Below are 11,801 nucleotides of genomic sequence, written 5' to 3'. Positions count from 1 at the left end.
GTTTAGAATGTAGTATATAAAAAAGGATTTTATATGCTTCGAAAAATATGTAAAGATCAAAATATAAAAATAATATTTTCTAATAGACTTTATTAATGCTAATATTTTAAAAAAAGAGTAGTAGGATCGAATCAACTGAATTGAATAAAGATGAATAATTAATGTATCTATCTAAACTGTTATTTAAGGATGTGAAAGACATTAATATTGAAAATATAGAAGCGTTTATCCATGTAATTCACTATGGTAGCTTTAACAAAGCTGCAGAATCACTTTTTCTGTCACAACCAACTGTAACAGCTAGAATTCAATCGTTAGAAAGAGAATTAAATTGTCAGCTTTTTCACCGTACGGGTAAACAAGTTAATATAACAGAAGAGGGGAAGCGCTTCTTACCGTATGCTCAACAATTAGTTCATATATACGAAAAAGGGAAGATGCACATTAATCAAAAGAAATCACACAATAATGAATTGAAAATTGGCTGCACTGTTTCGGTTTCAAACTATGTTATTTCAGAAATTCTGCCAAAACTTTCGGTAAGTAATGAAGATTTACATTATAAAGTTATTACAGGTAAGAGTGATGAATTAATTAATAAAGTGTTAAATAATGAAATTGATATAGGTTTTGTTCGGAAAATTAGTCACCCTAGCTTACAATCAATTAAATTATTTGAAGATCCAATTACACTTTATGTTTATAAAGATCATCCATTTATTTTAAGAAAATCAATTACAATTCAAGATATTGCTCAGGAAAATCTAATTTTCTTTGAATGTGGTTCTTTGGATTGGCTAAGAATTCATCGATTATTTGAAAATTTAGATGTCCCACCAAACATAAGAATTCACACTGATAGTTCAGAGATGGCTAAAAAGCTTATTTTAGAACAATTTGGAATTGCTTTCTTACCAAGTATATGTGTAAAGAAAGAAGTTAATGAAGGATTGCTATATCCAATATATATTGAAGAGACAAAAGGAATTTATCTACAAACAAATATTTTCTGTAATCGTGGTGAGTATTCAGATTTAATGAATGAAATAGTTAATTTAAGCAAAGAGTTGGTGAAATAGCCAACTCTTTTTTCTTTTATATCAAGCTAAAAAATATAAGGAAATATTAGAATTGGGGGGTATCCTCAATTAACTATCAACTAGATCGTGCTTAAAGGAACAATAAAATTAATGAGCTAATTCAAATATTTAATAAAACGATAGAAAAGTTCTATTGGAAATTACGTTGACTAAATATTCTGTCAGTGATAAAGTTTATAACAATTAATTCCTAGTTAACCTATAAGGAATGTAGGTTTTTAAAAAGGAGGGGAACACGTTGAAGGATATTGTCATTATCTCTGCTAGCTCATCACCAAACTCAAGATTGAATGGCATACTCCAATTTGTAAAAGAAAAGTGGACTAATGAAGGTATTAAAGTATGCCAAGTAAATATTGGGGATTTGCCAACGGAAGCTTTAATTAAGAGTGATTTTAATAATGAAGAAATTAAAGGAGCCCTTAATAAAATTGAGAATTCGATCGGGGTTGTTATTGCAGGACCAGTCTATAAGGCCTCCTATTCAGGTTTATTAAAAATATTTTTAGACTTAATTCCTCAGAATGGCTTGAAAAATAAAGTTGTCCTTCCTATTTTCATCGGTGGAACAATTGCCCATTTACTCAGTTTAGATTATGCATTAAAACCAGTTCTCTCTGTTCTTGGGGGAAATCATTTTGTTACTGGTGTTTATGCAATTGATGATTGGGTAATAAGAGATTATCAAAATCATTTTTCATTAGCTAATGAAATTACAGAGAGATTAAATAAAGCAACTGAAGAATTATCAGAAGAGTTAATTTGGCTAGCAGTAAGACCTTAAAAAAATTATTCAGAAATGAGGAAATAGGAATGAAAAAGTTTGTGATTACACTTGTATCCTTGGCAGTCGTAGTTTTAATCATTACATTTGCTTTAAAAAATAAAGATAAAGAGGCAGCAACAGCTACTGGTTCAAAAGTTCAAAGAATTGTTGTAGGTACTGGTACACAATTCCCAAATGTGTGCTTTATCGATAAAGATGGTAATCTAACCGGTTTTGACGTTGAACTTGTAAAAGAAATTGATAAAAGATTGCCAGAATACAAGTTTGATTTAAAAACATATGAATTTTCGAGCTTATTGTTAAGTCTAGAAACTAAGAAAATAGATTTTGTTGCTCACGAAATTGAAAAAAATCCAGAAAGGGAAGAAAAGTATTTATTTAACAAAGAAGCTTATGCGCATTGGAAAAATAAAATCGTCGTTGCAAAAGGTAATAATTCGATTCAATCAATTGATGATTTAAAAGGTAAAAAGGTATTAACATCCGCTACTAGTGCAGAAGCACAAATTCTTGAAAACTATAATAAAGAGCATAATAACGCAATTAAAATTGTTTATCAGAATGGTGGAGCAAATGACACGGTACAGCAAATTACTTCAGGGCGTGTAGATGCTACAGTTGCTGCAGATTTTACCTTATCTTTGATTGATCCAAAAAGTGAGTTGAAAACAGTAGGGTCAGCTTTGACTGAGGCTGATGTATTATTTGCCTTTAGAAAAAATGATGCAAAAGATCAAAAATTAGCAGACGCTATCGATGGAGTAATATTAAAAATAAAAGCAGATGGAACACTTGCTAGCTTAAGCAAAAAGTGGTTAGGTGCTGATTTTACCGAAAATTAAAGCTAAAACCAAAAGGGTGAGAAGGAATGGGTGCTGATTTTAAAGCTGGATTGATCTTTGAATATTTTATTAAATTACTACCTTTTATAAAGATTTCGTTATTCATTGTAGGGAGTTCTATTTTAGTAGGGTTGGGTGTTGGCTTACTTATAGCCGTACCAAGAATGTATAAAGTACCAATTTTTCAAAGAGTCTCACAGATATATGTTTCTTTTTTTAGAGGAACTCCAATCTTAATTCAATTATTTTTAATTTACTATGGGGTACCTGAGCTTTTAAAACTAGTAGAAGTAGATGTTAGTAGAATCGATGTTTTATATTTTGTCATTTTAACATACGGATTACACAGTGCGGCCTTTATTTCAGAAGGAATTCGTGCATCAGTTAGTGCTGTAGATAGAGGTCAAATTGAAGCGGCCTATTCTGTTGGAATGGACGGATATCAGGCTTTTAAGAGAATCATAGCACCACAAGCATTCGCTATATGGATCCCTATTTTAGGAAACTTATTAATAGGAACACTAAAAGATACATCATTAGCTTTTACTTTGGGGGTAATGGAGTTAACAGGCCAATCACAAACATTAGGTTTACTAAATCGTCATTTCATTGAATCCTATCTTGCACTTGCTCTCGTTTATTTTATTTTAAGTGTCTTTCTTGAAAAAGGATTTATCTTATTAGAAAACCGGTTTGGAAAATATGAAAGAACAAGTGTTGAAAAGAAAGAAAAAACGTTTAAAATCCGTAACTTATTTGGAAAAATGAATCGCGATGTCGTTGTTGTGAAAGAAGGTACGAGATTATGAAACTGGATTTCTCATTTATTTGGGAGGCATTTATACAAATACTACCTGCAATGCCAACTACACTTTTCATAACTTTTTTGTCAGTCCTTATTGGATTTGTAATAGGAACTTTTACAGCTATTGTTCGTATTTATAAGGTTCCAATATTGAGTCAGGCAGCATCTAGTTACGTTACGATTATTCGAGGGACACCGATGATTACGCACTTGTTAATTATTTATTATTCAATCTCAATGCTATTAGATTCACTTGCTAAACATTATCATTTATCTTTTAATTCATCATCAATTCCTATGACGGCTTTTGCAATTATTTCCTTTTCTATTACAGCAGGTGCGTATTTATCTGAGGTGGTTAGAGCTGGAATTACAAATATCGATCGGGGACAAATTGAAGCTGCTTATTCAGTTGGTATGACAACAACCCAGGCACTAAGAAGAATTGTATTTCCACAAGCCTTCGCTGTGAGTTTACCAAACTTATCAAATACATTTATTGGAATGCTGCATGGATCAACTTTGGCATTTATTGTTTCTGTTGTAGATATAAACGCAAAGGCACAAATTGTAGCCTCTACAAATTGGAAGTATTTTGAAGCATATATTGCAGCAGCACTAATTTTCTGGGGAATTACATTAGTGATTGAAAGAATGACAAGTTTATTAGAGAAAAGATTTAGCGTCTTTAGTAGAGGTGGAGTGAAATGATTACTTTAACGAATGTAACAAAATCCTTTGGAAAAAATCATGTGTTAAAAGGTATAGATTTAACAGTTAATAAAGGCGAAGTCGTCGCAATTCTTGGACCTAGTGGATCAGGGAAGACAACTTTACTTCGTTGTATAAATTATTTAGAGAAACCAAATAAAGGAAAAATATCAATAGACGATTTTAATGTGGATTTTAGTCAAGCTTCTAAAAACGAAATTCTATCATTGCGCCAGAAAACAGCAATGGTATTTCAGCAATTTAATTTATTTAAAAATAAAACAGTTGTTGAAAATGTAATGGAAGGATTAATAGTAGCTAAAAAATGGTCCAAGGAAGCTGCGTACAAAAAAAGCGCTGAACTACTTGAGAAAGTAGGCTTAGGAAACAAGTTAGAATCTTACCCTCTACAGTTATCCGGCGGACAGCAACAAAGAGTAGGAATTGCTCGGGCGCTTGCTTTAAATCCAGAGGTTATTTTATTCGATGAACCAACTTCTGCTTTAGACCCTGAATTAGTAGGTGAAGTATTAGCGATTATACGAAAAATAGCAAAAGAAGGAATTACAATGATTATCGTTACACATGAAATGGCATTTGCTAGGGATGTTGCTAACCATGTTGTGTTTATGGACGGCGGCATCATTGTTGAAGAAGGGGATCCCAAGGCGTTATTTCAATCACCTAAAGAAGAAAGAACAATTCAGTTTTTAAAACGATTTTCAGAGGAAGACATGTACTATATTTAAAAAATGGAGGAAAGAATATGGGACTAAAATATGGTTTCTTAGATCAAAGTATTATTTTTCCTGGTCAAACTGCAAATGAAGTACTTATAAACACTATAAATCTAGCAAAAGAAGCTGAAAGATTAGGATTTAATCGATTTTGGGTATCAGAGCACCACAATTCACAAGGTATTGCTGGCTCATCTCCTGAAGTGCTTGTTTCACATATTCTAGCTAAAACTGAGCGAATATCTGTTGGTTCAGGCGGGGTTATGTTACAGCACTATAGCCCGTATAAAGTTGCAGAGAACTTTAATGTGTTAGCAAATTTGTCTCCTAATAGAGTAGAACTTGGGATTGGAAGAGCACCGGGAGGATTTCCAAAATCAAGTCAGGAGCTGCAAAAAAACTTAAAAGAGCCACAATCTCTTGAAGAAAAAATCGATGAACTAGAAAATTTTTTATATCAGGATGCATCAGAAGTAAGTTCATTTGATTCTTTACAAGCTTCTCCATTACCACAGATCAGAGTTCCGCTATTTTTGTTAGGAACGAGTGTATCAAGTGCAAATTTTGCGGCTAAAAAAGGCTATCCATATGCATTTGCATTATTCATAAATAATGACCCAGTCGCAGCAAAGGAAGCGATCAAGGCTTATAATAATTCCTTTAATTATCAAAGTGGTCGAAAACCAAAGTTTATTTTAGCCTTGTCTACGATAGTAACTGAAACGGAAGAGGAAGCACTAAAATTATCAGATCAATTACAAACTGTGCGAGTTACATTAGGGAATGGGCAAATTGTAAATGTCGGCACGCTTGAGCAAGCAGAGATTTACGCTAAACAAGCTGGCCAAACCTATACGACAGAAGTTCGAGAGGCAGACGTTCTTAAGGGAACAAAAGAAACTTTCCAAAAAAGAGTTTTTGAATATCAAAAAGAATACGGTATTGATGAATTTATTTTTACATCATTAATTCCAGACTTTGAACGAAGAGTTCGTTCACTTCAATTAATTAAAGAGGCTTTTTCAGAAATTACAGTTTGACTTAACCGTTTAGGAGTTGAAAATCATGCGATTTAATCTATCTGATGCGCTACTTGAAAAGCTAATTCAAATAAGAAGGAGTTTACATGCAATTCCAGAGTTAGCGTTTGAAGAATATGAAACTACTGCCACACTTGCTCAACTTTTAACAGAGTATAACATACAGATCCTATCTTTACCGTTAAAAACTGGTCTTGTTGCTGAAATCGGTGATGATACGAAGGGTCCTACAATCGCAATTAGAGCAGATATTGATGCACTTCCAATACAGGAGGAAACGGGATTATCTTTTTCATCAAAGATTGCTAATAAAATGCATGCTTGTGGACATGATTTCCATACGGTTGCAATTTTAGGTACAGCTATTTTATTAAAGCAAATCGAAAATGAGCTACCCGGAAAAATACAAATCATATTTCAACCCGCAGAAGAAATTGGTAAAGGTGCTTTAGAAATTCTTAAAACAAATGTATTAAAGGATACAAAAGTGATTATTGGTATGCATAATAAACCGGATTTAACAATTGGAACCATTGGGATAAAGTCAGGTCCTTTAATGGCAGCAGCTGATGGATTTACTGTTGAAATAAAGGGGAAATCGAGTCATGCTGCTGTACCGGAAGCAGGACTAGATTCAATTCTTACTGCATCACATATTATTACATCGCTTCAATCGATTGTGAGCCGTAATATTAGTCCACTTGAAAATGCAGTTGTAAGTGTAACAAAATTCCATAGTGGGAAAGCATCGAATGTGATTGCTGACAAAGCGGTTTTTAGTGGGACGGTTCGTACTTTTAAGAAGGAAGTCAGACAGACCATTCAAAATCGATTAAATGAAATTTGTAAGTCTGTTGGTGAAGCTTTTAGAACGGATGTTCATACAATTTGGAATCCAGGTCCACCCACTGTTGTAAATGATGAAAAATTAGCTCGAATTGCAATAGATGTAGCAACTAAACAAGACCTACGTGTAATTGAGCCGTCTGTATCTGCAGCAAGTGAAGATTTTTCCTTTTATTTAGAGGAGATTCCAGGTTTATTCGTATTTTTTGGAACCTCAGGAAAATATGAGTGGCATCACCCTAAATTTGATCTTGATGAGAAAGCAATCCCGCTAAGTATTAGGTTTTTTACAGATTTTTCAATCACGATACTGAATGAACTTTCAAAAAGTGTAGTCAAAATATAGGAGGAAATAGATGAGTACTTTATCAATTGAATTAAGTGAATTTAATCAACTTTATGATTTACTATCGCAAAAAACTTTCAATCTTCCAAAAGAGAAACTGCATTGGAAGAAAAATGAAAGATCGTGGAGTATTGTAGAAGTGTTAACTCATTTATTAGATCATGCATTTGTAGTGAACTTTCGACTAAGGGAAGTTTTAGCTGGATCGAGTGTTCAATTACCTGCTTTTAATCAAGATAAATGGATTGCAGGGCAATATGCAAACGATGGAAATAGTGTAGACGTACTAGAAACATATCGTGTTATTTTATATTACAATAGTCAATTACTTAAAAGACTAACAAGTGATGATTGGAAGAAGAGCGGGATAAACCCTCAAAATGCAATCGTTACAGTTGAAGACATAATTAAATCTTTTATTTCACATGTTCATCTTCATTTAAAACAAATACAACGTATTTTGTATGAATACAGCTTAGTTTAATTGAGGAGGTAAATTATGTCTTCAAAACGTTTAATTATTAGAGAGTCTAAACCAGATGAGATAGATAAAATTAAAAAAGTGTTAATCGATGCATATGAACAATATTCTGCTATTCTTTCAAAAGAACAATGGGAAAACTATAAAAATAGTATTATTGATGCAACGGATAACAACAACACTAAGACAAAGCTTGTTGCGATAGTTGATAATGTTCTATTAGGTGCTTGTTTTATCTATGACTCTGCCGAAAAAGCATATGGATTATCTGAGTTAGAGATTAATTATCCTATTATTCGATTAATTGGTGTTTCCCCTAAAGCAAGAGGATTAGGGATTGCTACAAGACTAATAAAAGCAAGTTGTAATCTTTCATTAGAATGGGGATCGGACCGAATTGTTCTTCATACATCAGATATGATGAAATCTGCTATTAGTTTATATGAAAAAATAGGGTTTCAACGAGCTAAACAATATGAGTTTATGAATGGAGATATACTTGTAAAAAGCTATGAACTAAATATTAAAGATACTGCAATATTATTAAATTAATGGAGGGGAAAAATATGACAGAAAGAAAAAAACTAAAGCTTGGGGCACTAGTGCATGGAGTAGGAGGCAGTATGTCTGGCTGGCGTCATCCAGAGGTTCAAACAGACGCAAGTGTTAATTTTTCCTATTACCAAGAACAAGTGAAATTGGCTGAGAACGGAAAATTTGATTTAGTTTTTATTGCAGATGGATTATATATAACAGAAAAGTCGATTCCACATTTTTTAAATCGCTTTGAACCAATTACCATTTTATCAGCATTAGCAGGAGTAACAAAGAATATAGGCCTAGTTGGTACGCTTTCAACTACTTATAGTGAACCATTTACTGTTGCAAGACAATTCATGTCAATTGATCATATAAGTAATGGGCGTGCAGGATGGAATTTAGTTACTTCTCCACTTGAAGGATCTGCTAAAAACTATAGTAGAAATGGTCACCCTTCACATGATGACCGATATAAAATTGCAGAAGAGCATTTAGAAATAACTAGAGGTCTCTGGGATTCTTGGGAAGATGATGCATTTATTCGAGATAAAGCATCAGGTGTGTTTTTTGACCCGAAAAAGCTACATCGATTAAATTATGAAGGGAAGTATTTTCAAGTAGAAGGTCCTCTTAATATCGGACGCTCTAAACAAGGTCAACCAGTTGTGTTTCAAGCTGGATCTTCAGAGAGTGGTAAGGAATTAGCTGCTAAAGCAGCTGACGCAGTGTTTACTGGTCATGATAATATTGAAGAAGCTAAGCAATTTTATAAAGATGTAAAGGATCGTGCAGTAGCATACGGAAGATCAAAAGATGATATCGTTATTTTCCCTGGCATTGCTCCAATAGTTGGTCAAACAGAAGAGGAAGCAGAGCAAAAATATTTAGATCTTGTTAATTTAACAAGTATTGAAAATGCTTTGGATTATTTAGGTCGTTTTTTTGAGCATCATGACTTTTCTCAATATCCTTTAGATGAACCTTTCCCAGACATTGGTGATTTAGGAAAAAATAGTTTTAGAAGTAATACAGATAAAATAAAGAAAGAAGCGAAAGAAAAAGGTTTAACACTTAGACAGGTAGCATTACAAGCCGCTACTCCTAGAAGTGCATTTATTGGCACGCCAGAAAAAATTGCTAATCTTATTCAAGAGTGGTATCAACAGGAAGCAGCTGACGGTTTAATGATATATTCTGCAATTCCAAGTGCATTAAAGGATTTTACGGAGCAAGTCATACCATTATTACAGGAACGAGGAATCTATCGTACGGAATATGAATCATCTACATTGAGAGGAAATTTAGGATTACAAATTCCTGAAAATCGTTATATTACTAATCTTGTTAAAAACTAATCTTTAAATTTATCCAAAACCATCTTAGACAGGTGGTTTTTTTTATAATTTTTATATCCTAAAAAAGTCAAAACTAATTAGTTGTTAAGTAAAAATTAAGGATTCTATTACATAATTCAATTAAATGAATTTAAGGAGGGGAATCAAGATGGAAGATTTAGAATCAAATTTAGTAGAAAAAAACCAAAAAACGAATTTGAAGAATCGTTCAACTACGGGTGCGTTTTCGCCTAAAGTCATTTCTATTTTATTAGTTATCAATTTAGTAATTGGCATTTTTACGTTAATTGGAGTTGGCTATTTAAGCTTTAAAACGAATGACCGTACGGAGATGATGAGAAACTTCCGTAACGGAAGCGGCTTCCCACAAAATGGTGGCGGAGGTTATTTCAATCAACAACCAGGTGGTTCATCAGGTAGCAGCAATTAAGGATTATAAAAACTTTCGAACTACAATCGGTAAACATGAACATGAAACAGATATACAATTACAATCTTTAACCGAATATTCGTACTTAACTCATTTGGTGGTATGATAAGTGTAAGTGTAACAAAACTGTATTCAATAATAGTTATTGCTTTCAATATACCTGGTATCTTATTATCATTTACATTTTCTCTATTATTTTGGGTGATTTTTAGGGTATTCCCTGTAGAACTTCAAATATGAGACCAATTCAAGCAGTACGATTTGAATAAATAAAGGGGAGCGTTGTTATATGATGAACGCTTCTTTTTAGTCTAATGGAGGCAAAACAAGTGAGAATTTTAGTTGTAGAAGATCATATAGAAGTTTTAAATTCAATCGTTGAATTATTATTAAATGATTTTAAAGTAGATAAGGCGTTAGAAGGGGAAGAAGGCTTTTTCTTGGCGATGCAAAACATATATGATGTGATTGTATTAGATGTAATGCTGCCTGAGAAAAATGGTTTTGAAATTGTTAAGGACTTAAGAAAAGTGGGTGTACATACACCAGTTCTTTTCCTAACTGCCAAAGATTCACTAGAAGACCGTGTTGAAGGATTAAACTTAGGAGCGGACGATTATTTAGTAAAACCCTTTCAAGGGCCGGAGTTACTAGCAAGAATTTATGCATTACTTAGAAGAAGTGGTAAATTAACAATGGATAGTTCATTGAAGTATCAAGGTATCATTTTAAAAGGAAAAGAACACCCTGTTGAAATAAATAATGAATCGATTCATCTAACAATCAAACAATATGAACTACTAGAATACTTCATTCAAAACCAAGGAAAGATTTTAATGAAAGAACAAATTTTTGATAGAATTTGGGGATTTGATTCTGATACGACTGTTGCGATCGTTGAAGTATACGTGCATCAACTCCGAAAAAAACTTGAGCCATTTAATTATGGAAGTATGATTAAGACTGTCAGAGGAATCGGATATATTATGAAAGATGACTAGGTGAAGAGATGTTTAAGAAAACTAAAATTCGATTAACGATTATAAACTCAGTAGTTTTTATCTTAATAATTGGAATCCTTTCTTTAATAATTTATTCATATACAAATAATCGTTTATATAAAGAAGTTGATCAATCACTTTTATGGAATATTAATCGTATACAAAATAGTGATAATCCAAATCGTTTACCAATTTCCAATCGAGATCCACGTGTTTTAATGATCATGTGGGATGAAAATAAAAAATTAGTAAATCCCATGCCTGGTATGAATGCGATTATTCTACAAGATGAACTTAAATATCCTACTAAAATAAACGAAATATATAATGATAAAATCGGTGATATGAATTATCGAACGATCTCAATTCAAGGTGAGACAAATCGAGGGAAAATTACACTACAAATATTACGAAATATCGACTCGGAGAAGGATTTAGTTGATACATTATTAATCATATTAATCGTTGGCTGGGTTCTGGGAAGTGCATTATCAGTTGTAGCAGGTTATATTTTGGCTGGACGTGCACTCGTACCAATAACAAACGCGTGGCATAAACAACAAGAGTTCGTATCAGATGCTTCTCATGAAATTCGAACGCCTTTAACCGTAATTCAATCACGTTTGGAGTTATTGCTTAGAGAGCCAGGTGCAACAATCGAAGAAAAGGCACAAGACTTTTCAATTATGTTAAAAGAGAATAGGCGTCTTTCCAAACTAGTAGCAAGCTTATTAACTTTAGCTAGATCAGATTCAGGGCAAATTCAATTACATAAAAAAA

General features: G+C 32.9%; 14 protein-coding genes. All 14 read left to right on the top strand.

Features of this window, described 5'->3' with window-relative positions:
- The first annotated feature begins 200 nt into the window (after positions 1–200).
- Positions 201–1,079: a LysR family transcriptional regulator gene (locus tag CN514_RS18245; RefSeq protein ID WP_098233821.1), complete on the top strand. Its 879-nt coding sequence runs from the start codon at positions 201–203 to the stop codon at positions 1,077–1,079.
- 259 nt (positions 1,080–1,338) lie between these two features.
- Positions 1,339–1,884 carry an NADPH-dependent FMN reductase gene (ssuE, locus tag CN514_RS18240; RefSeq protein ID WP_098233820.1) on the top strand — a complete coding sequence of 182 codons (546 nt, stop codon included), beginning with the start codon at positions 1,339–1,341 and terminating at the stop codon, positions 1,882–1,884.
- 29 nt (positions 1,885–1,913) lie between these two features.
- Complete coding sequence (locus CN514_RS18235; RefSeq protein WP_098233819.1) at positions 1,914–2,729, top strand: transporter substrate-binding domain-containing protein; 816 nt, start codon at positions 1,914–1,916, stop codon at positions 2,727–2,729.
- 26 nt (positions 2,730–2,755) lie between these two features.
- A complete protein-coding gene (locus tag CN514_RS18230; RefSeq protein ID WP_098233818.1) occupies positions 2,756–3,538 on the top strand; it encodes an amino acid ABC transporter permease in 783 nt (260 codons plus the stop codon).
- Positions 3,535–4,245: an amino acid ABC transporter permease gene (locus tag CN514_RS18225; RefSeq protein WP_098233817.1), complete on the top strand. Its 711-nt coding sequence runs from the start codon at positions 3,535–3,537 to the stop codon at positions 4,243–4,245. The genes CN514_RS18230 and CN514_RS18225 overlap by 4 nt, the downstream gene beginning before the upstream one ends.
- The gene (locus CN514_RS18220) at positions 4,242–4,994 is read left to right on the top strand and encodes an amino acid ABC transporter ATP-binding protein (RefSeq protein ID WP_098233816.1); all 753 of its coding nucleotides are present in this window, start codon (positions 4,242–4,244) and stop codon (positions 4,992–4,994) included. The genes CN514_RS18225 and CN514_RS18220 overlap by 4 nt, the downstream gene beginning before the upstream one ends.
- 17 nt (positions 4,995–5,011) lie before the next feature.
- Positions 5,012–6,022: an LLM class flavin-dependent oxidoreductase gene (locus CN514_RS18215; RefSeq protein ID WP_098233815.1), complete on the top strand. Its 1,011-nt coding sequence runs from the start codon at positions 5,012–5,014 to the stop codon at positions 6,020–6,022.
- A 25-nt stretch (positions 6,023–6,047) separates the two neighbouring features.
- Positions 6,048–7,214, top strand: a complete 1,167-nt coding sequence (locus CN514_RS18210) for an amidohydrolase (protein WP_098233814.1) — start codon at positions 6,048–6,050, stop codon at positions 7,212–7,214.
- A 10-nt stretch (positions 7,215–7,224) separates the two neighbouring features.
- On the top strand, positions 7,225–7,698 hold the full coding sequence (locus tag CN514_RS18205) for a DinB family protein (RefSeq protein WP_098233813.1): 474 nt from the start codon (positions 7,225–7,227) through the stop codon (positions 7,696–7,698).
- Between the two features lie 15 nt (positions 7,699–7,713).
- Positions 7,714–8,247 (top strand): GNAT family N-acetyltransferase, encoded by a 534-nt coding sequence (locus tag CN514_RS18200; protein ID WP_098233812.1) that lies wholly within the window; start codon positions 7,714–7,716, stop codon positions 8,245–8,247.
- Between the two features lie 14 nt (positions 8,248–8,261).
- Positions 8,262–9,590, top strand: coding sequence for an LLM class flavin-dependent oxidoreductase (locus tag CN514_RS18195; protein WP_098233811.1), 1,329 nt, complete (start codon positions 8,262–8,264; stop codon positions 9,588–9,590).
- 148 nt (positions 9,591–9,738) lie between these two features.
- Positions 9,739–10,020, top strand: a complete 282-nt coding sequence (locus CN514_RS18190; RefSeq protein WP_098233810.1) for a hypothetical protein — start codon at positions 9,739–9,741, stop codon at positions 10,018–10,020.
- Between the two features lie 329 nt (positions 10,021–10,349).
- On the top strand, positions 10,350–11,021 hold the full coding sequence (locus CN514_RS18185) for a response regulator transcription factor (protein ID WP_141529415.1): 672 nt from the start codon (positions 10,350–10,352) through the stop codon (positions 11,019–11,021).
- An 8-nt stretch (positions 11,022–11,029) separates the two neighbouring features.
- Positions 11,030–11,801: histidine kinase dimerization/phospho-acceptor domain-containing protein (locus CN514_RS18180; protein ID WP_286141745.1), on the top strand; the 772-nt coding region annotated here is incomplete at its 3' end.

Source organism: Bacillus sp. AFS001701 (assembly GCF_002559405.1).
In the GTDB taxonomy this organism is placed as follows: domain Bacteria; phylum Bacillota; class Bacilli; order Bacillales; family Bacillaceae_G; genus Gottfriedia.
Note: the sequence above shows the minus strand (reverse complement) of the source record. Positions and strands in the feature narration are given on the sequence as shown.

Excerpts from the sequence above, each read along its gene's own strand:
- CN514_RS18210 (WP_098233814.1), top strand. The coding sequence starts at position 6,048 with ATGCGATTTAATCTATCTGATGCGCTACTTGAAAAGCTAATTCAAATA.
- CN514_RS18190 (WP_098233810.1), top strand. The coding sequence starts at position 9,739 with ATGGAAGATTTAGAATCAAATTTAGTAGAAAAAAACCAAAAAACGAAT.
- CN514_RS18235 (WP_098233819.1), top strand. The coding sequence starts at position 1,914 with ATGAAAAAGTTTGTGATTACACTTGTATCCTTGGCAGTCGTAGTTTTA.
- CN514_RS18205 (WP_098233813.1), top strand. The coding sequence starts at position 7,225 with ATGAGTACTTTATCAATTGAATTAAGTGAATTTAATCAACTTTATGAT.
- CN514_RS18200 (WP_098233812.1), top strand. The coding sequence starts at position 7,714 with ATGTCTTCAAAACGTTTAATTATTAGAGAGTCTAAACCAGATGAGATA.
- CN514_RS18220 (WP_098233816.1), top strand. The coding sequence starts at position 4,242 with ATGATTACTTTAACGAATGTAACAAAATCCTTTGGAAAAAATCATGTG.
- CN514_RS18230 (WP_098233818.1), top strand. The coding sequence starts at position 2,756 with ATGGGTGCTGATTTTAAAGCTGGATTGATCTTTGAATATTTTATTAAA.
- CN514_RS18215 (WP_098233815.1), top strand. The coding sequence starts at position 5,012 with ATGGGACTAAAATATGGTTTCTTAGATCAAAGTATTATTTTTCCTGGT.
- CN514_RS18195 (WP_098233811.1), top strand. The coding sequence starts at position 8,262 with ATGACAGAAAGAAAAAAACTAAAGCTTGGGGCACTAGTGCATGGAGTA.
- CN514_RS18225 (WP_098233817.1), top strand. The coding sequence starts at position 3,535 with ATGAAACTGGATTTCTCATTTATTTGGGAGGCATTTATACAAATACTA.